Annotated in this window: 18 protein-coding genes; 7 read left to right on the top strand and 11 right to left on the bottom strand. The window is 57.7% G+C overall.

From position 1 onward, the window contains the following. The first annotated feature begins 120 nt into the window (after nucleotides 1-120). A complete protein-coding gene (locus ACE1BR_RS12475) occupies nucleotides 121-1,737 on the top strand; it encodes a phosphoethanolamine transferase (protein WP_374870708.1) in 1,617 nt (538 codons plus the stop codon). Between the two features lie 88 nt (nucleotides 1,738-1,825). On the opposite strand, the gene ACE1BR_RS12470 is transcribed toward ACE1BR_RS12475, so the two are convergent. From ACE1BR_RS12470 to nagB, 3 genes are read right to left on the bottom strand one after another with little or no spacing between them, the layout of a single operon-like run. Next, nucleotides 1,826-3,040: an ROK family protein gene (locus tag ACE1BR_RS12470; protein WP_374870706.1), complete on the bottom strand. Its 1,215-nt coding sequence runs from the start codon at nucleotides 3,038-3,040 to the stop codon at nucleotides 1,826-1,828. A 4-nt stretch (nucleotides 3,041-3,044) separates the two neighbouring features. Then, on the bottom strand, nucleotides 3,045-4,190 hold the full coding sequence (gene nagA, locus ACE1BR_RS12465; protein ID WP_374870704.1) for an N-acetylglucosamine-6-phosphate deacetylase: 1,146 nt from the start codon (nucleotides 4,188-4,190) through the stop codon (nucleotides 3,045-3,047). A gap of 9 nt (nucleotides 4,191-4,199) precedes the next feature. Further along, nucleotides 4,200-5,000: a glucosamine-6-phosphate deaminase gene (gene nagB, locus ACE1BR_RS12460; RefSeq protein ID WP_374870702.1), complete on the bottom strand. Its 801-nt coding sequence runs from the start codon at nucleotides 4,998-5,000 to the stop codon at nucleotides 4,200-4,202. Nucleotides 5,001-5,273: 273 nt separating this feature from the next. Between nagB and nagE the strand changes: the two genes are divergently transcribed. From nagE to glnS, 3 genes are all read left to right on the top strand, one after another. After that, nucleotides 5,274-6,752: an N-acetylglucosamine-specific PTS transporter subunit IIBC gene (gene nagE / locus ACE1BR_RS12455; protein ID WP_374870700.1), complete on the top strand. Its 1,479-nt coding sequence runs from the start codon at nucleotides 5,274-5,276 to the stop codon at nucleotides 6,750-6,752. 122 nt (nucleotides 6,753-6,874) lie between these two features. Beyond that, complete coding sequence (locus ACE1BR_RS12450) at nucleotides 6,875-9,538, top strand: beta-N-acetylhexosaminidase (protein WP_374870698.1); 2,664 nt, start codon at nucleotides 6,875-6,877, stop codon at nucleotides 9,536-9,538. Between the two features lie 341 nt (nucleotides 9,539-9,879). Then, entirely contained in the window at nucleotides 9,880-11,541 is a 1,662-nt protein-coding gene (gene glnS, locus ACE1BR_RS12445) for a glutamine--tRNA ligase (RefSeq protein WP_374870696.1), read from the top strand. Between the two features lie 111 nt (nucleotides 11,542-11,652). Here glnS and fur read toward each other — a convergent pair whose 3' ends face one another. Then, nucleotides 11,653-12,081, bottom strand: coding sequence for a ferric iron uptake transcriptional regulator (gene fur, locus ACE1BR_RS12440; RefSeq protein ID WP_374870694.1), 429 nt, complete (start codon nucleotides 12,079-12,081; stop codon nucleotides 11,653-11,655). A gap of 243 nt (nucleotides 12,082-12,324) precedes the next feature. On the opposite strand from fur, the gene ACE1BR_RS12435 reads away from it, so the two are divergent. After that, entirely contained in the window at nucleotides 12,325-12,798 is a 474-nt protein-coding gene (locus ACE1BR_RS12435; RefSeq protein WP_374870692.1) for a DUF4442 domain-containing protein, read from the top strand. Between the two features lie 70 nt (nucleotides 12,799-12,868). Here ACE1BR_RS12435 and fldA read toward each other — a convergent pair whose 3' ends face one another. The 4 genes from fldA to ACE1BR_RS12415 are packed head-to-tail and all read right to left on the bottom strand — an operon-like array spanning nucleotide 12,869 to nucleotide 14,791. Beyond that, on the bottom strand, nucleotides 12,869-13,393 hold the full coding sequence (fldA, locus tag ACE1BR_RS12430) for a flavodoxin FldA (RefSeq protein WP_374870690.1): 525 nt from the start codon (nucleotides 13,391-13,393) through the stop codon (nucleotides 12,869-12,871). A 39-nt stretch (nucleotides 13,394-13,432) separates the two neighbouring features. Next, nucleotides 13,433-13,729 (bottom strand): LexA regulated protein, encoded by a 297-nt coding sequence (ybfE, locus tag ACE1BR_RS12425; RefSeq protein ID WP_374870688.1) that lies wholly within the window; start codon nucleotides 13,727-13,729, stop codon nucleotides 13,433-13,435. Between the two features lie 20 nt (nucleotides 13,730-13,749). Next, the gene (locus tag ACE1BR_RS12420) at nucleotides 13,750-13,971 is read right to left on the bottom strand and encodes a DUF2788 domain-containing protein (RefSeq protein WP_374870686.1); all 222 of its coding nucleotides are present in this window, start codon (nucleotides 13,969-13,971) and stop codon (nucleotides 13,750-13,752) included. A 55-nt stretch (nucleotides 13,972-14,026) separates the two neighbouring features. Further along, on the bottom strand, nucleotides 14,027-14,791 hold the full coding sequence (locus ACE1BR_RS12415) for an alpha/beta fold hydrolase (RefSeq protein ID WP_374871103.1): 765 nt from the start codon (nucleotides 14,789-14,791) through the stop codon (nucleotides 14,027-14,029). Between the two features lie 293 nt (nucleotides 14,792-15,084). Here ACE1BR_RS12415 and seqA point away from each other — a divergent pair, with 293 nt between their 5' ends. After that, the gene (gene seqA, locus ACE1BR_RS12410; RefSeq protein ID WP_374870684.1) at nucleotides 15,085-15,594 is read left to right on the top strand and encodes a replication initiation negative regulator SeqA; all 510 of its coding nucleotides are present in this window, start codon (nucleotides 15,085-15,087) and stop codon (nucleotides 15,592-15,594) included. Between the two features lie 58 nt (nucleotides 15,595-15,652). After that, complete coding sequence (pgm, locus tag ACE1BR_RS12405) at nucleotides 15,653-17,302, top strand: phosphoglucomutase (alpha-D-glucose-1,6-bisphosphate-dependent) (RefSeq protein ID WP_374870682.1); 1,650 nt, start codon at nucleotides 15,653-15,655, stop codon at nucleotides 17,300-17,302. Nucleotides 17,303-17,395: 93 nt separating this feature from the next. Here pgm and mltB read toward each other — a convergent pair whose 3' ends face one another. From mltB to ACE1BR_RS12390, 3 genes are all read right to left on the bottom strand, one after another. After that, the gene (gene mltB / locus ACE1BR_RS12400) at nucleotides 17,396-18,478 is read right to left on the bottom strand and encodes a lytic murein transglycosylase B (protein ID WP_374870680.1); all 1,083 of its coding nucleotides are present in this window, start codon (nucleotides 18,476-18,478) and stop codon (nucleotides 17,396-17,398) included. Between the two features lie 121 nt (nucleotides 18,479-18,599). Next, nucleotides 18,600-19,211, bottom strand: coding sequence for a CDP-alcohol phosphatidyltransferase family protein (locus tag ACE1BR_RS12395; protein ID WP_374870678.1), 612 nt, complete (start codon nucleotides 19,209-19,211; stop codon nucleotides 18,600-18,602). A 14-nt stretch (nucleotides 19,212-19,225) separates the two neighbouring features. Further along, entirely contained in the window at nucleotides 19,226-19,864 is a 639-nt protein-coding gene (locus tag ACE1BR_RS12390) for an ATP-binding cassette domain-containing protein (protein ID WP_374871101.1), read from the bottom strand. Nucleotides 19,865-19,871 lie beyond the last annotated feature (7 nt).

Genomic DNA, 19,871 nt, shown 5'->3' with positions numbered 1-19,871 from the left:
GCATGGCGCCCTGCACATTTTCTTAATTCATGCTTAATTTTTGTCTTCTACGCTGACAGTGCTGTTTCTGGTAGTGTGGCCCCGCCATTTATTCTGTCGTCCGGCATTCAGGAGTTGTTTATGCGCGTCACGCTCGGTGTGATGAAGGTTAATCTGTTGCTGGTGCTCTATTTTGCACTGGTGTTGAATTGGCCTTTCTTTCTTCGTTTCTATTCTGTTATCAGTGGCTTGGAACATGTCCGGACCGGTTTCGTTCTCTCTGTTCCTCTGGTGCTCTTGGCAGCACTCACGGCGGTCTTTGTGCCGTTTACTTTCCGTTGGTTGCTCAAGCCCTTCTTCTCCATGCTAATCCTGACAAGCTCCATCGTCAGTTACGCCATGCTCAAGTACGGCGTCATCTTCGATGCCAGCATGATCCAGAACATAGTGGAGACCAATAGCAGCGAGGCTACCTCCTACCTGAATATTCCGGTCGTGCTCTGGTTCCTGCTGACAGGATTGCTGCCCGTGGTAGCGCTCTGGTCGTTGAAGGTGCGTTATCCTGCCAGCTGGTACAAGGGTCTGGCCATCAGGACTGGGGTATTGACCCTCTCGCTCTTGTTTGTTGGCGGGGTAGCAGCACTTTATTACCAGGATTATGTCTCGATTGGCCGCAATCACCGGATCCTGGGCAAGCAGATTGTGCCTGCCAACTATGTCAATGGCGTCTACAAATATGCCCGTGATGTAGTGTTTGCCACGCCCATCCCTTACCAGCAGTTGGGGACGGATGCCAAGGTGGTCGCCAAAGGGGATAAACCGACCCTGATATTTCTGGTGGTGGGGGAGACTGCTCGCAGCAAGAACTACTCCCTCAACGGGTATGCCAGGGCGACCAACAGTTTTACTGCCAAAGAGCAGGGGATCGTATCGTTTCAGGATGTGCGCTCCTGCGGTACCGCAACGGCGGTCTCTGTGCCTTGCATGTTCTCCAACCTGACTCGCCACGAATATGACGAACAACTGGCGAATGCCCGCGACGGCTTGCTTGATGTGCTGCAGCATGCAGGGGTTGCGGTGCTCTGGAAGGAGAACGACGGTGGTTGCAAGGGGGTATGCCGTAATGTGCCGACTATCGAGATCCTTCCCAAGGACTACCCGGTCCTTTGCCAGGGCGGCTCTTGCTATGACGAAGTGTTGCTCGAAGGTCTGGATCAGCAGATTGCTGGCATGAAGGGGAGCAAGCTGGTTGCATTTCATCTGATGGGCAGCCATGGTCCAACCTATTATCGCCGCTATCCCGCCAGTGAACGGGTTTTTGTGCCCGACTGTCCGCGCAGCGATATTGAAAACTGCAGCAACGAGGAGCTGGTCAACACCTATGACAACACCATCCGCTATACCGACAAGGTGGTGGCTCGGCTTATCGACAAGCTCAAATCACTGGAGAGTCAGTACAATGTCGGGCTGGTCTATCTCTCCGACCACGGTGAGTCATTGGGCGCGCTGGGGCTTTATCTGCATGGCACCCCTTACAAGTTTGCTCCGGACGATCAGACCCGGATTCCCTTGCTTGCCTGGATCTCGCCCCAGTTGCAGGTTGCGCGTCAGCTTGATATGAGTTGTTTGGCCCGGGAGGCGGCAAATCAGCGCTTCTCCCACGACAACCTGTTCCACTCCATGCTCGGTATCATGGATGTGAAAACCCGCGTCTATGACGACAAGCTGGATCTGTTCAAACCCTGCCGTACGGAGTGAGTCATCCTGCCAGTATGTTCGATAGCAAAACGGCAGCCCGAGGGCTGCCGTTTTTATTGGGTGATGCAAGATCCGTGGTGGATGCGGATTATTTCTGCTCCATGATGATCTGCAGCAGATCCCCTTCCAGCAGGGCGCGCTTGACCAAGGCAAAGCCGCCATAAGTTGGCTGATTCTGGAAACGGGCTTTCACGATGGGCAGGCCGCGGTGGAAGCTCGGCAGAGACTGGTGTTCGACACAGCGGCGAATGGCCGGGAAGAGCACCTCTTCCGCAGCGGTAATTTCGCCAGCAATCAGCACTTTTTGCGGGTTGAACAGGTTGACCGTGATGGCAACTGCCCGTCCCAGGTGTTCGCCGACGTTTTCGATGACGCTGCGAGCCAGTTCGTCCCCCGCCAAGGCTGCTTTGCACACCTCCTGAATGGTGATGTGCTTCTCTTGCAGCGAGCTCTGGTGGCCGCGGCTGATGAGCTCCTTCACCTTGTCGATGATCGCCTCGTTGGAGGCGATGGTCTCGAGGCAGCCGAAGTTGCCGCAGTGACAGCGCTTGCCAAGCGGTTCGACCTGAATATGGCCGATCTCGCCGACGTTGCGGTTTTGACCGAGGAACACCTGACCCTTGGTGATGATCCCCGAACCTGTACCCTGGTGGACGCTCACCAGAATGGAGTCCATGCAGTCGCGGGATTCGCCAAAGAAGTGTTCAGCCAGCGCCAGGGAACGGGTGTCGTTGCCCACGTAGCAGGGGAGATTGAAGTGATTCTCCAGCAGCTTCGTCAGTGCCAGATTGCGGATCTGGTACTTGGGGGTGTAGATGACCATGCCGGATTCTGGGTTGACCAGACCCGGCATGGTCACTGCGATGCTGATGAGATTGCGGCTGCGTTCGCTATTGGCATCGATAAAGGCACCAATCTCCCGCAGCAGCATGTCGACCACGGGTTGCTGGTCGATCTCGGTCACCTGAGTGACATGCTGGTCGAGCTCCTTGCCATCGAGGTCATAGAGACTCAGTTGCAGGTAGCCACGACCCAGCTTGGCAGAGACAAACTGAAAGCGATGTTTGATGGTGGTCAACGAGATCGCTCGCCGCCCGCCAGTGGAGGCTTGCGGAGAGGTCTCCTTGATCAGGCCATGCTCGATCAACTGCCGGGTTATCTTGGTCACGCTGGCCGGGGCCAGCTGACTCAACTCGGCAATCTTGACCCGGGAGATGGGGCCTTGCAGGTCGATGAGCCGATATACGGCTGCACTGTTGACCTGCTTGATAAGATCTACGTTTGCTATTTGTCCGCCAGTCATGATGTCACTGTTGTGTGTAGTGTCCGTTTACCACGGTCCCACGGACCGTGAAGTCCTGATCGAAGACAGTGAGGTTGGCTACTTTACCGACCTGGATACTACCGAGACGTGAGTCCCATCCAATGGCGCGCGCGGGGTAGAGGCTGGCCATTCTCAGTGCTTCATCGAGCGGTAATCCGACCTGCTTGACCAGATTTTCCACCCCCTCAATCATGGTGAGGGCGGAGCCGCCGAGTGTACCATTCTCGTCAATGCACTGACCATCGCGCAAAAAGACGGTAGTGCCACAAAAATCAAACTTCTCAAACCCTTCCGGCGCCCCTGCGGCTGCGGTTGCGTCGGTAACCAGCACCAACCGCTCCCCGAGGATCTTGTGGGCCAGTCGTACATTGGCCCAGTGCACATGGTGACCATCGACGATGACACCGGCGTAGACATCCTTGCGGTCATAAATGGCACCCACTACGCCCGGCTCGCGCCCGTTGAGGGTCGGGGTCATGGCGTTATAGAGATGGGTCGCAAAACGAATACCATTGTCAAAGCCCGCCATCGCCTGATCGTAACTGGCGGCGGTGTGACCGGCAGAGACCAGGATCCCCGCATCCACCAGACGGCGGATATGGGCCGGGTCATTGCGCTCGGGGGCCAGGGTGATTTTGGCGATGGCATCTGCATTGGCACAGAAGAAGTCGATCATCTCGTCGGCTGGCTGGCGGATCTGGGCCGCAGGATGGATCCCCTTGCGCTTGAGGTTGGTGTAAGGACCCTCCAGATGGACGCCCAGCACCTCATTGGGGTTGGCTGCCATGTAGTCACGGGTGACGGCAACGGCCTGCTTCATGTCTGCATCCGGACTGGTGATCAGGGTCGGCAGGAAGCTGGTGGTACCGGATTTCAGGTTGGCCGCCTGCATGGTGGCCAGGGTCTCGCTGGTGATGTCGGTGTTGAACATCACGCCACCACAACCGTTGAGCTGCACGTCGATAAAACCGGCGGTGAGGTTGGCACCCTTCAGGTCAATCTGCTCGATACCCACAGGCAGCTCGGCCAGGTGAGAGATGGCGACAATCTTGTCGCCCTCGATAAGAACCCCGTGGCCAGTCAGCACGCAGCTGCCGGTGTAGAGGGTGCAATTGGTCAATGCGTACATGAAAACTCCTTACAGGCGGCCAATGTTGGCGGCTTCCAGCTGCTGGAAGTAACGAACGGTCTTGACCTTGAGCTCCATGGTAGAGGGCTCGTCACACACCATCATTCCCTTCGGATGCAGTTGCAGGGTGGAGATGGTCCACATGTGGTTGACGCTGCCTTCTACGGCGGCCTGCAGAGCCAGCGCCTTGGCGTGGCCGGTGACCAGGATCATGATCTCTTCCGCATCCATCAGGGTACCGACGCCCACGGTGAGGGCCAGCTTGGGCACCTGTTCGGTGTCGCCACCAAAGAAGCGGGAGTTGGCGATGCGGGTATCCTCGGTCAGGGTCTTGACCCGGGTACGGGAGGAGAGGGAAGAGGCTGGCTCGTTGAACGCGATGTGACCGTCATTGCCGACGCCGCCCATGAACAGGTGGATCTTGCCGTAGGACTTGATTTTGTCCTCGTAGCGCTTGCACTCGGCCACCAGATCGTCGGCATTGCCGTTGAGAATGTTGATGTTCTCGGGGCGAATGTCGATGTGGCTGAAGAAGTTGTTGTGCATGAAGCTGTGGTAGCTCTCCGGGTGATCTTCCGCCAGGCCGACGTACTCGTCCATGTTGAAGGTGACCACGTTCTGGAAGCTCACTTCGCCAGCCTTGTGCAACTCGATCAGGCGCTTGTAGGTATTGAGCGGGGTGCCACCGGTAGGCAGGCCCAGCACGAAGGGGCGATCGCTGGTCGGCTTGAACGCGTTGATGCGGTCAACGATGTAACGGGCAGACCAGAGGCCTACTTGGTTGGCAGATTTCAACGGGATCAGGCGCATGATGGATACCTCGGTTTCGGCTTGCGACCGGTTTGACGGTGGCAATGGGCTAAGACTGATTTAAGTTGTTTCATAGCGTAAATAAAGATTGCTGAGTAAGCCACATCTATCCACCACCTTTATCTTGTTAGGGTGATAAAGATCACGATTATTGGTTTATTAATTTGCGCAGCGAAATAAAAGCCCTAGACTGCCAATCAAGCCTTGATGGCTTATGCGTCAAACGTGATAAGCACTTAATTTCTAGAAAAACATTAACTAAGGAGAGGAACCGTGAACATTCTCGGTTATTTGCAAAAGATCGGCCGTGCCCTGATGGTGCCGGTAGCGGTATTGCCTGCCGCAGCGATCCTGATGGGGGTTGGCTACTGGATTGACCCGAATGGTTGGGGTGGTGACAGCGCGCTGGCTGCCTTCCTGATTAAGGCGGGTGCAGCCATTATCGATAACATGTCCGTACTGTTCGCAGTCGGTGTCGCTTACGGTATGTCCAAGGATAAAGACGGTTCTGCTGCGCTGGCAGGTCTGGTCGGCTTCCTGGTCGTTACCACTCTGCTGAGCCCGGGCGCTGTGGCCCAGATCAAGAGCATCCCGGTGGATCAGGTTCCTGCCGCGTTTGCCAAGATCAGCAACCAGTTCGTGGGTATCCTGTGTGGTGTTATCGCTGCTGAGCTGTACAACCGCTTCAGTAACGTAGAGCTGCACAAGGCACTCTCCTTCTTCTCCGGTCGTCGTCTGGTACCGATCGTAACGTCTGTCGTGATGATCGTTGTCTCCTTCATCCTGATGGCGGTATGGCCGGCAATCTACGGTGGTCTGGTCTCCTTCGGTGAGTCCATCGTGAGCCTGGGCTCTACCGGTGCCGGTATCTACGCCTTCTTCAACCGTCTGCTGATCCCGATTGGTCTGCACCACGCACTGAACTCCGTGTTCTGGTTCAACGTGGCCGGTATCAACGACATCCCGAACTTCCTGGGTGGTCAGGCTACCATCGATGCCGCTCTGGCTGCTGGCAAGAGCCTGGATCAGGTGAAAGGCGTGGTCGGTATGTACCAGGCTGGCTTCTTCCCCATCATGATGTTCGGTCTGCCGGGTGCCGCTCTGGCCATCTACCACTCCGCCAAGAAAGAGAACAAAGAGAAAGTTGCTTCCATCATGATCGCAGCTGCCTTTGCCTCCTTCTTCACCGGGGTAACCGAGCCGCTCGAGTTTTCCTTCATGTTCGTGGCGCCGGTACTGTATGTCATCCACGCGGTGCTGACCGGTATCTCCGTGTTCATCGCTGCCTCCATGCACTGGATGGCTGGTTTCGGCTTCAGTGCCGGCCTGGTGGATATGGTGCTCTCCAGCCGTAACCCGCTGGCGACCAACTGGTACATGCTGATTGCTCAGGGTCTGGTCTTCTTCGGCCTCTACTACGTGGTGTTCCGCGCAGTGATTGCCAAGCTGAACCTGAAAACTCCGGGTCGTGAAGATGATGAAGAGACAGCTCCGGCTGCCGCTCAATCAACCAATCGTACCGAGTTGGCCAAGCAATACCTAGAAGTGCTGGGTGGTCAAGAGAACCTGGTCTCCATCGATGCCTGCATCACCCGTCTGCGTCTGACCCTGAAAGACCGCAGCATTGTCGATGAGCGCAAGCTGAAAGCCCTAGGTGCGGCCGGTGTGGTCAAGCTCGGTGAGCAGAACCTGCAGGTGATTCTGGGCCCATTGGCCGAAATCATCGCCGGTGAGATGAAAGCACTGCGTTAATCGAGCCACTCGCTCACCTCAAGTCTAAGTCCATTGTTGACATAACTAAGGGCCCCACTTAGGGGCCCAATATAAAAAAAGCCAAGAAAATCCAACCTTTACTTCAAATGAGAGCAGCAGTTATGAACTTGAAACATTCTCTGTTAGCCATTGCCATGTCTACCGTTTTCGTCAGCCAGGTCCAGGCAGCCGATGTTGCCAAGCAAGCCGTGGTCGACTCCCTCGCCAGCAACCTGGTGGTCAAGTATGAAGTGGTCACCAACGACGGTGCCGGGGCTGGCCTCGATTGCCAGGCGCTCGGTTCCGAGTGGGCGAGCTGCGGCGTTGCCAAGCTGCACCTGACCAACACCGGTGCTGACGTGACCGCCAAGGACTGGAGCATCTATGTCTCCTCCATCCGTCGTATCCAGCGAGTGGATAACGACCAGTTCACTATCACTCACTTGACTGGCGACCTTTATCGTTTGACGCCAACCGAGAAGTTCCAGGGCTTTGCCAAGGATGCGACAGTCGAAGTGCCGTTGGTGGTGGAATATTGGGTACTGTTCGAATCTGACATCATGCCGAACTGGTATGTCGCCAGCGAAGGTGCCGAGCCGAAAGTACTGGCCAGCATGAGCAACATCGATGATGCCAGCACTTACGAGAAGCCGATGCCAGCCGATGGCTGGAAGCGTACCAAGGATGACAAGAACATCCTGATGAACAGCGAAACCCGTTTCGCAGCCAACCAGACCAGCACTCTGCTGCCGGCTGGCAAGGTCGATAACCAGATCCTGCCGACCCCGATGAAGCAGGTGGTCAAGGCGGGTCCGCAAGTTGACTTCTCTACCATCAAACTCAATGCGCTGGATCTGCCAACCGATCGCGCCGAAGCCCTGAAAGCTGAACTGACCAAGCTGGGTGTTACCCTCTCCGACACCGGCTACCCGGTCACCATCAAACTGGGCAGCAAGTTCAAGCAGGCCGAAGGTTATGACATGACCATCGGCAAGAAAGGCACCGTGATCCAGGGTCACGACATCAACGGGGCTTACTGGGGTGCGCAATCCCTGATCTCCCTGTTGGGTGTCAACGACAAGCTGGTGAGCCAGATGTCCGTCGAAGATGCGCCGCGCTTTGAATACCGTGGCATGCAGACCGACGTGGCCCGTCACTTCCGCAGCCTGGATACCATGAAGAAGCTGGTTGACCAGATGTCTGCCATGAAGCTCAACGTGCTGCACCTGGGGCTGACCAACGATGAAGGCTGGCGTCTGGAGATCCCGGGTCTGCCGGAGCTGACTCAAGTCGGCAGCCAGCGTTGCCACGACGAGTCCGAAACCAAGTGCCTGATGCCGCAGCTGGGTTCCGGCCCGACCAGCGACAACCAGGGTTCCGGTTTTTACAGCAAGTCTGACTACGTGGATCTGGTTCGCTACGCCAAGGCCCGCGGTGTGACCGTGATCCCCGAGATCAACATGCCGGCCCACGCCCGTGCTGCCGTGGTCTCCATGGAAGCGCGTTACAAGCGTCTGATGGCGGAAGGCAAAGAAGCTGATGCCAACCAGTTCCGTCTGACTGATCCGGCGGATACCTCCAACGTCACCTCGGTCCAGTTTTACGACAAGATGTCCTTCATCAACCCTTGCCAGCCGGGTGCCGCCACCTTCGTGGCCAAGGTAATGGATGAAGTTGCCCAGATGCACCAGGCCGCCGGTCAGCCGCTGACTGCATGGCACTACGGTGGTGACGAGGCGAAGAACATCATGCAGGGCGGTGGCTATCAGGATCCGGCCGTCACCAAGAAAGAAGAGCTGGTCGCCTGGAAAGGCAACGTAGACTCCAGCAAACAGGACAAGCCGTTTGGCAAGTCCCCGATGTGCCAGAAGATGATCGACGATGGCAAGATCAAGGAAGTGGGTGAACTGCCGGTTTACTTCGCCAAGGAAGTGGGCCAGATGGTCAAAGACCGCGGTCTCTCTACCCTGCAGGCGTGGGAAGATGGTCTGAAGTACGCCAACAGTGCCAAAGATTTCGCCACCGACAATACCCGAGTCAACTTCTGGGAAACCCTCTACTGGGGTGGCTTCAACGAAGCGATGAAGTGGGCGCACAAGGGTTACGAAGTAGTCCTGTCCAACCCGGATTACCTCTACTTCGACTTCCCGAACGAAGTACACCCGGCTGAGCGTGGTTACTACTGGGCAACCCGTTTCAACGACACTCGCAAGGTGTTCGCCTTTGCTCCGGAAAACCTGCCGCAGAACGCCGAGACCTCGGTTGACCGCGACGGCAACGCCTTCGTAGCCAAGGGTGACCAGGATCCGGTCAAGTTCAAGGGGATCTCCGGTCAACAGTGGAGTGAAACCGTGCGTACCGATGCTCAGTACGAGTACATGGTCTACCCGCGTATCTTCTCCGTGGCCGAGCGTGCCTGGCACAAAGGTGGCTTCGAGCTGAACTATGTGAAGGGTCGCGAGTTCTCCGGTGAGACCAAGCATGTCAACAAGGCCACCCTCAACAAAGAGTGGAACCAGTTTGCCAACGTACTGGGTCAGCGCGTCCTGCCGAAACTGGATCAGGCCGGTGTTGAATACCGCCTCTCCGTACCGGGTGCCAAAGTGGTGAACGGTGTGCTGGAAGCGAACGTGGATCTGCCGGGTCTGCCCATCCAGTACAGCCTGGACGGCACCAACTGGAGTACCTATGACGCCGCGGCCAAGCCGAGCGTAAATGGCAAGGTCTACCTGCGTACCACCAGCTTCGATGGCAAGCGCACCAGCCGTGTCACCGAACTGAACTGATAGCAGTCAACCGTTAACCTGAGGTGGGTCGCAAGACCCGCCTTTCCCAAGGACGATGGTCTATCGGGTTTGGGAAAGGTTGACTGTGCGTGTGAGCCTTTGTTGTGTGTAATTGTCTGTTTGTTTTTCATCACTTTCAGCCCCGCCTTGTGCGGGGCTTTTTTGTTCATCACTTGCACCGCTCGCCATTTCGTGCCGATTTTGGCGGGGCAATGGCGCGGAAGTGCCAAATTCAGGTTGAGGCAGGACGCGTAATGAGGGATCATACCCGGCTTGACGGCGGGGGTATGAGGGTGCCAGCCGGCACAACTTCCGCCAGTGACGCTTTTTTGAGGTGAGCCATGAGTCAGGCGAACAGCCCAACTAACTTTATTCGTCAGATCATTGATGAAGATCTGGCCAGCGGTAAGCACACCAGCGTGCATACCCGTTTTCCGCCCGAGCCGAATGGTTATCTCCATATCGGCCACGCCAAATCCATCTGCCTGAACTTCGGTATCGCCCGCGACTATCAGGGCCAGTGCAACCTGCGTTTCGATGACACCAACCCGGTGAAGGAAGATATCGAGTACGTTGAGTCCATCAAGCAGGATGTGCAGTGGCTCGGCTTCCAGTGGAACGGCGAGATCTGCTACTCCTCTGACTATTTCGACAAGCTGCACGGTTACGCCATCGAGCTGATTGAAAAGGGTTTGGCCTATGTGGACGAGCTGACTGCCGAGCAGATGCGCGAGTACCGTGGCACCCTGACTGAAGCAGGTAAAAACAGCCCGTTCCGCGATCGCAGCGTGGAAGAGAACCTGGCGCTGTTTGCCAAGATGAAGAACGGCGAATTGGCTGAAGGCACCGCCTGCCTGCGCGCCAAGATCGACATGGCCTCTCCCTTCATGGTGATGCGTGATCCGGTTATCTACCGCATCAAGTTTGCCCACCATCACCAGACCGGTGACAAGTGGTGCATCTACCCGATGTATGACTTCACTCACTGCATCTCGGACGCGCTGGAAGGGATCACCCACTCCATCTGTACGCTGGAGTTTCAGGACAACCGTCGTCTGTACGACTGGGTGCTGGACAACATCACCATCGACTGCCATCCGCGTCAGTACGAGTTCTCTCGTCTGAACCTCGAATACACCGTCATGTCCAAGCGCAAGCTGAACCTGCTGGTGACCGAAAAGCACGTCGACGGTTGGGATGACCCGCGCATGCTGACCGTTTCCGGTCTGCGTCGTCGTGGCTACACCCCGGCCTCCATCCGCGAGTTCTGCAAGCGCATCGGCGTCACCAAGCAGGACAACATCGTCGAGATGAGCATGCTGGAAGCCTGCATCCGCGAAGACCTCAACGAGCATGCTCCGCGCGCCATGGCCGTGCTGCATCCGGTGAAGGTGGTTATCGAGAACCTGGCTGCCGACGAAGTGCTGACTGCCCCGGCCCACCCGAGCAATGCCGAGATGGGGACCCGCGAGCTGAACTTTACCCGCGAAATTTTCATCGACGAAGCGGACTTCAAAGAAGAGGCGAACAAGCAGTTCAAGCGTCTGGTGCTGGGCAAGGAAGTACGCCTGCGCAACGCCTATGTCGTCAAAGCCGAGCGCGTCGAGAAAGATGCCGATGGCAAAGTCACCTGCATCTACTGCTCCTACGATCCCGAGACCCTGGGCAAGGATCCGGCCGATGGCCGCAAGGTGAAAGGGGTGATCCACTGGGTCAGCGCTACTCACTCCCTGCCTGCCGAAGTGCGTCTCTATGACCGTCTGTTCAAGGTACCGAACCCGGGTGCCGAGGATGACTTCGAAGCAGCCCTGAATCCGGACTCGCTGGTGATCATTGAGGGTGCCCGTGTCGAGGCTTCCCTGAAGAATGCCAAGCCGGAGCAGGCTTACCAGTTCGAGCGTGAAGGTTACTTCTGCGCCGACAACAAGCTCTCCAGCCCGGAGCATCTGGTGTTCAACCGCACCGTTGCCCTGCGTGACTCCTGGGGCAAGGTAGAAGGCTAAGCCGATGGGGCAGGGGAGACCCTGCTCTCTTTGCTATCCTGCTTGCTGCAGACACAAAAAAGCCAGCGTCAGCTGGCTTTTTTGTGTCCGTTATCTGGCGTGGCAGTCGACTTAGTCGTCGTGCTTGCACTCACCGCTGGCACAGTGACCGTAGAGGTAGAGACTGTGGTTGGTGAGACGGATATTGTGCGTCTTGGCTATTTCACGCTGGCGCTGTTCGATCACCTCGTCGGAGAACTCGATCACCTTGCCACAGTCGAGGCAAACCAGATGGTCGTGGTGCTCCTGGGTCGCCAGCTCGAATACCGACTTGCCACCTTCGAAGTGGTGGCGGGTGACGATACCGGCATCATCAAACTGGTTGAGAACGCGATAGACAGTGGCGAGACCAATCTCTTCACCCAGATCGATAAGGCGTTTGTAGAGATCTTCGGCACTGGTGTGTTGGCAGTCCGGCTGTTGCAGGATTTCCAGGATTTTGACGCGGGGCAAGGTGATCTTGAGCCCGGCCTTTTTTAACGCTTGGTTGTTGTCTGCCATATTCTACTTATTCGCATTCTCGAAGGTGGGGTTTATTCTGATGGACTGCCGCGGGAATGGCAACCTTCAACTCGATAGGTCTGTCATTATAGGTCGTAGCATCCCTAAAAATAAACCCGCAAATTCAAAGGGTTTAGCCACTCATCCGGGTCTGGATTGAAATAATCAATCGCACAGTTCGACTTGCCGGGATGGCAGATGTTGATAATATGTAACTTTCACATGTCTGGTCGGATGAGATCCATGGATTGGCTTTTTGACAATGCGGCCTGGGTGCGCCGCGCCCTCAATGCCTGGCCCCCGTTTTGGGGCGCCGGGATCAAGATAGAGAGCCTGAGCGATGACTTTCGCTACTGCCGGGTGACCCTGAAATCCCGCTGGTGGAACAAGAATGCCAACCGGACCCAGTTTGGCGGCAGCATGTTTGCCATGACGGATCCCATCTATCCGCTGATGCTGATGGGCTACTTCAAGAATCGCTATTACGTCTGGGACAAGGCGGGCAGCATCAACTACATCAAGCCGGGCAAGGGCAAGCTGGTGGCGGAATTCAACCTGACCGAAGGCAAGCTGGCCGACATCGTGGCGGCGACTGAAGGTGGCAACAAGCACTTCCCCGAATTCGAGGTGACGGTGCAGGACAAGAGCGGCGAACTGGTGGCCCAGGTCAAGCGCACCCTCTATGTGCGTGCCAAACCGGAGCACAGGGGCGGCTAAGCAGCTAAAGCGCAGATACAACAAGGGCCCCGTCGGGGCCCTTGTTGTCAGAGATATCAGGGGAAGCGAATTACTCCAGCTCGCCCAGGCACATCTCTTCATGCAACTGCTTGCACCAGCCCTTGACGCGCTCGGCGGTCAGCTCCGGCTGGCGATCTTCATCGATACCCAGACCGACAAAGTGCTTGTCGTCTACCAGCGCCTTGGAGGCTTCGAACTCGTAACCGGCAGTCGGCCAGTGACCGATGATGATGGCGCCTTTGGCTTCGACGATGTCACGCAGGGTGCCCATAGCGTCGAGGAAGTACTCTGCGTAGTCTTCCTGATCGCCGCAACCGAAGATGGCAACCAGCTTGTTGGTGAAGTCGATTTCGCCCAGATCGGGGAAGAAGTCGTCCCAGTCGGCCTGGGCTTCGCCATAGTACCAGGTCGGGATACCGAACATCAGCAGGTCAAAGCTGTCGATATCGGCCTTGCTGCTCTTGGCGATGTCTCGGACTTCAATCAGGTTTTTGCCCAGCTCTTTCTGGATCATCTTGGCGACAGCTTCGGTGTTACCGGTATCGCTGCCAAAAAACAGACCTACACTTGCCATAGTGTTTAGTTACCCGTATTTGGTGTTAATGCTTGACACTCAGACTGCAATGTCCACCGCAAGGGCGGACTCAATCTGTTGTTTCAGAATAGATTGGATCAGCTCGGCTCGGCTGATGTTCTGTTGTAACGCAAGTTGGTTCAGGCGCTCCAGCAACTCGGCCTCTACCTTTAACTCTACCCGCTTCAGCCCATTCTCTCGATCGCGCTTAAGCTGGTTACGCTTGTTGATCTTGAGCTGGGTCTCGCGGGGGAGTGGATTGGTCTTTGGCCTGCCGGGGCGCTTCTCATTTGCGAACAGATCCAGTGTTGTTCGATCAGTTTGCTGTTTGGCCATACATCACAGATGAAAATAAGTTAGCCGAGCCCTGAGCCTTCCCAGCCCAGTTCGATCAGCCCCTTGGCGACAAAACCCGCACAACCCAGAAACAGTACCAACCAGACGATGAAACGGCCGAAACGGGGCACATTGCCGCGTTTGAGCACGTCCTGAATGGCAAGCCCAATCAATATGAAGATGGCCAGAAAAAATAGTTTCAGGCCCAAACTTTCGATCAGGTCGATATGTTCACTTAGCATGGATTGCGCACACTCCTTATGACGGGCGCACTATATCACAAAGGATTTGAAACTGTTAACCGCCTGTCGACAGGAAATCCACAACCAATTTGTTGAACAGGGCCGGTTTTTCCGCATGCAGCCAGTGGCCGGTTCCGGCGATGACACGTACCTTGGCGGCCGGGAATTGGGCCAGTGCCGTCTCGCTGTATTGCGGCTGCATATAGTCGGAATCGCCTCCTTTAATAAAGAGGAGTGGCCCCTCGAAGCGGTGTTGATCCTCCGGCCAGCCCATGATGTTGGCGTAGTTCTCCTCAAGGGCCGGCACATTGAAGCGCCACTGCCAGCCATCCTCGCCTTTGGCGAAGGATTTGAGCAGAAACTGGCGTACACCGGCAATTTCGATATGTTCGGCCAGAATGCGTTCCGCTTCGCTGCGGCTCTGGGGTTTAGTCGCCAGAGTTGCATTGAGACCGGCGAACACATTCTGGTGGCGGGAGTGGGGATAGGCGACCGGCGCGATATCGGCCACCACCAGCTTGGCAACGCGTGTTGGCGCCAGCTTGGCAAGCTGCATACCCACTTTGCCCCCCATGGAGTGGCCTACTATCGCCGCCTGATCCAGCTCAAGGTGATCCATCAGCGCGAGTATGTCGGCGGCTTGCGCCGGATAGCTCATGTCGTGGCTGCGAAAAGAGGCGCCGTGGTTGCGCAGATCGACGCTGATGACCCGGTACTGCTCGCTGAGGGCGCGAGCCAGCAGACCCAGGTTATCGAGGCTGCCAAACAGGCCGTGGATCAGAATGACGGCCGGGCCCTGACCCTGATCTTTGAAGTTCACTACGCTGTTTTGTTGCAAAATGACACCTTGTTCGGTCATGCGTGCGCTGATCGATATAATTTAACGCACTGGAAAGAAAAGGGTTTCGTCTGGTGTGTGGTAAATATATGTGGTTTTTTTTCTAAAAAATCCCATCCAGATCGGCTATCAGTGCGGCTGATCACACTCTTGGGCCGCTATTATGCCGTATTCTCGATGAGATTCATGTACATCTGTCAGCCCCTCCCTTGGGCTGTCGGGTTTGCCTATGTATAATCGCCGCATCCGAATTTCGACGAGTCCAGCGCATCCCTATGAAAACCATCGAGCTTGATGACGATCTCTACTTCTATATCGCCAGCCAGACCCGGCACATCGGTGAGAGTGCCTCCGACATCCTGCGCCGTCTGCTGGAACAGCCTGCTCACGAACGTGTGCCTGTTGCCGAGCCGGTTGCTGTTGCGCAGTCCAGTGCGGTAGCCACCCGGCAAGGGCTGCAAGCCCTGCTCGATTCTGGCGAGCTGCAAAAAGAAGAGAAGTCTATCAACCGCTTCATGCAGGTGCTCAGTACTCTCTACCGGGACGATCCGGTCGGGTTTACCCAGGCCACTGAAATCAAGGGGCGCAAGCGCGTCTATTTCTCGCGGGATCCCGAGGCTCTGCGTGCCAGTGGCAGCACCACCAAGCCCAAGCCGGTACCGGAAACCCCGTTCTGGGTGATCACCAATACCAACACCAGTCGCAAGCAGAACATGGTCGCTCAACTGATGAGCAGCATGGGCTATGGCGACGAGGTGATCGCGCAGGTGTGCGGCGCAATCTAACGGTTCTTCAAGACTCAGGCCTTGCCCGCCAAGGCCGCCATTACGCAAGGAAAATGCCATGGCTCAGCATTCCCACGCCGGTCAACCGGCCCGTTTAAGCGATCTGACCAATATTCCCCGTCTGGTTAGTGCCTACTACCTCAACAAGCCGGACATGAGCCGCCCCGAACAGCGGGTTGCCTTCGGTACTTCTGGCCACCGCGGCAGCGCCCTGCACAGCGCCTTTACCGAATCTCACATCCTGGCGGTGACCCAGGCGCTGGTGGAGTATCGCCAGCAGGCCGGTATCACTGGCCCGCTGTTTGTCGGCATGGATACCCACGCCCTGTCCGAATCCGCCTTTGCCAGCGCAGTTGAAGTGTTGGCGGCCAACGGTGTCGAAACCCGCATTCAGGCTGGCCTCGGCTTTACCCCGACCCCGGTCATCTCGCACGCCATCCTGCGCCACAATGCAGGCAAACCGGCCGCTCGCGCTGACGGCGTGGTCATCACCCCGTCCCACAACCCGCCGGAAGATGGTGGCTTCAAATACAACCCGCCCCACGGTGGCCCCGCCGAAGGGGAGATCACCAAGTGGGTGGAAGACCGTGCCAACGCCATTCTGGAAGCGGGTCTGGCTGGCGTGAAGCGGATGCCGTTTGCCGAGGCGCTCAAGAGCCCGTTCGTGGTCGAGCACGACTATGTCACCCCTTATGTGGATGATCTGAAAAACGTGCTGGACATGGATGCCATCAAGCAAGCGGGCATCAAGATCGGTGTCGATCCGCTGGGCGGCTCCGGCGTCGCCTACTGGGACGTCATCGCCAAGACCTACGGTCTGAACATCGAAGTGGTGAACTACAAGGTCGACCCGACCTTCTCCTTCATGACCCTGGATAAAGACGGCAAGATCCGGATGGACTGCTCCAGCCCGTTCGCCATGGCGAGCCTGATTGCGCTCAAAGACAAGTTCGACATCGCCCTTGGCAACGACCCTGACTACGACCGTCACGGCATCGTCACCAAGTCTGGCCTGATGAACCCGAACCACTATCTGGCGGTGGCGATCCAGTATCTGTTTACCCATCGTACCGGCTGGTCCAAAGAGTCTGCCGTCGGCAAGACACTGGTCTCTTCCTCCATGATCGACCGGGTGGCCGGCGAGATTGGCCGTACCCTGAAAGAGGTGCCGGTCGGCTTCAAGTGGTTCGTGGATGGCCTCTACAGCGGCGAGTTCGGCTTTGGCGGCGAGGAGAGCGCTGGCGCCTCCTTCCTGCGTAAAGACGGCACCGTCTGGACCACCGACAAGGATGGTTTCATTCTGGCGCTGCTGGCGGCGGAAATTCTGGCGGTGACCGGCAAGGATCCGCAGGCCCACTACGACGCGCTGGAAGCCAAGTTCGGCCGTTCCAGCTATCGCCGTATCGACGCCCCGGCCAACAGCGCCCAGAAGGCGGTGCTCTCCAAGCTGGATCCGGCACTGGTGGAAGCCTCCACACTGGCCGGTGAGCCCATCATCGCCAAGCTGACCAAGGCGCCGGGCAACGATGCGGCCATCGGCGGCCTCAAGGTAGTGACCGAGAACGGCTGGTTCGCGGCGCGCCCCTCCGGCACTGAGTCCATCTACAAGATCTACATGGAGAGCTTCAAGGGCGACGCGCACCTCGACCTCATCCAGCAGGAAGCTCAGCAGATTGTCTCTGCGGCACTGGCCAAGGCTGGCGTCTGATTTTCGGGCCAATCAGCCGTGAATAAATAAAGTATTTAGTTTAAAAAAAAGGAGCCGTTAAGGCTCCTTTTTTTATCTGCTGATCGCGGTTTGTCAGCGCGCCGCCTTCACTGCCAGCCCCAGCTGCCACACCGCCATGGCGTAGTGGGTGCTGTGGTTGTAGCGGGTGATGGTGTAGAAGTTGGGCAGGCCGTACCAGTATTGATAGCCGGTGCCGACATCGAGACGCAGCAGGCTCGCTTCGCTGTGGTTGCCAAGGCTGCTGGTGGGGGTCAGCCCGGCGCGACGCAGAGAAGCAACCGGATAGCGGGTCTGGAAGCCGTGCTCATAGCCGGGCAGCTGGCCCTGACCACGTACCGCCACCGGTTGCCCTTTCTCCCAGCCGTGGGCCTTGAAGTAGTTGGCCACGCTGCCGATGGCATCCACCGGATCCCACAGGTTGGTGTGGCCGTTGCCGTCAAAGTCCACCGCATAGCGCTGGAAGCTGGAGGGCATGAACTGGCCGTAGCCCATGGCGCCAGCGTAGGAGCCCTTGGGTTCGGCAGGATCCATCCCCTCGTCGCGGGTCATCACCAGGAAAGCTTCCAGCTCGCTGGTGAAGAACTCGGCGCGGCGCGGGTAATCAAACGCCAGGGTGGCCAGCGCATCCAGAATGCGGGTCTTGCCCATCACCCGGCCCCAGCGGGTCTCGACGCCGATAATGCCGACGATGATCTCCGGCGACACCCCGTAGATCTGCTCTGCCCGATTGAGCTCGCTCGCGTATTCACGCCAGAAGTTGACGCCGTTCTGCACGTTGTCCGGGGTGATGAACTTGGCGCGGTAGCGGTTCCAAGCGCCGGTCGGGCCGGTTGGCTTGGCGGTGGTCGGCGCCTGGGCATCCATCAGGCGGATGATCCAGTCATAGCGCTCTGCCTGCGCCAGCACCTGATGCAGCTGGGCGCTGTCAAAACCGTGCTTCTCGACCATCTTCTGGACGAATCTGTCCACGTTGGCGCGATTGGCGAAATCCCCCTTGCTAACTCCCTGGCTGTATTGAGGGCTGCGCGATGACGTCTGGTTGATAAAGGCGCTGTTGGGCTGGGGGACGACCACGGGCTTGGCAGCCGGTGAGCTGCTGCAGCCACCAAGCAGGGGAACCAACGACAGAGTGAGAAGAGAGGCAAGGCGACGCATAGGGTTCTCAAAGAGACTGATAAAAGAGTCGACATGGTAAAACATTGTCATCCGTGCGCAAGTGTTCCGTGTGCCTGGCTTGCCGTCAATTCAGCGGGTGATGGATTCCCCCGCGCTGCGTTCAGCCATGCTGGCGCAAGGTGTGGTAACCGCTCCAGAGTCGGGTCAGGGTAGTGATGGCGCAGAGCAGGGCAAAGCCGTAGGCGAGCGGGGCGAAGGCCGCGGGCCACAGGCACATCAGCACGAACAGGGCGATGGTCTCGCTCCCCTCGGTGAGGCCACCCAGATAGTAGAGGGATTTGTGGTGGTAGACCGGATTGTCGATGCCCCGCTTGCCCGCCATGATGGCAAACGCCAGAAAGCTCGAGCCAGTACCCATAAAGGCAAACAGCAGGGTGGCGGCAGGCAGCGCATTGGCGGGGGCGGCGAGGGCAAAGCCCAGCACCACGGCGGCATAGAAGATGAAATCCAGCGTGATGTCGAGAAAGCCGCCGCAGTCGGTGATGCCGGTTTCCCGCGCCACGGCGCCATCGAGCCCGTCCAGCAGCCGGTTGAGCAGGATCGCCGCCAGCGCCCATTGATAGAAGTCAAAGGCCAGCAGCGGCAGCGCCAGCATGCCGATGGCAAAACCGGTGAGGCTGATCTGGTTGGCGCTGACCCCGGCGCGGCAGAGCGGTTTGGCGAGCCGGGCGAGGGGGCTGCGGATAACGGGGATCAGGTGGCGGTCAAACAAGGGGAACTCCTCGGTCAAAAACAGGATTCGGTGAGGTGGAGTATGGTGCCCGGCGCATCGTCTGCGTCGTGGGTCACCAGAATGGCGGGGATGGCCAGCGCCTTGATTTGCGCGAACACCAGTTCGCGAAAGGCGGCCCGCAGCGGTTTGTCGAGGCGGGAGAAGGGCTCGTCCAACAACAATGCCTCGGGCTCGGCCAGCAGCGCCCGCAGCAGGCTGACGCGAGCCTTCTGACCGCCGGAGAGCGTACCCGGCAGCTTGTCTGCCTGATCCGCCAGCGCGACCTGTGCCAGCGTGGCTACCGCCTTTTCCCGCCGCGCACTTTTTCCCTTGATGGTCGCAGACATGCCGAACATCAGGTTCTCCGCCACCGTCAGGTGGTCGAACAGCAGATCATCCTGAAACAGTATGCCGATGCGCCGCACCTGGGGCGGCAGACGGGTGAGCTGACGCTCGCCGAGGGTCACGTCCCCCTCCAGCCGGATCGGGCCGCTTGCGGGCAGTACCCCCGCCAGCGCTGCCAACAGCGAGCTTTTGCCACAGCCACTGGGCCCCATCAGGGTCAATACCTCGCCCGGCGCCACCTGCAGGGTGGGCAGCGAGAGCAGCAGATTTTCATCCAGATAGAGGCGAAGGGGGGTGGTGTTCAGCATGATGCTG

It is taken from the genome of Aeromonas sp. MdU4, from assembly GCF_041929505.1.
Classification (GTDB): domain Bacteria; phylum Pseudomonadota; class Gammaproteobacteria; order Enterobacterales; family Aeromonadaceae; genus Aeromonas.
This window is presented reverse-complemented; position numbering and strand designations above follow the sequence as displayed.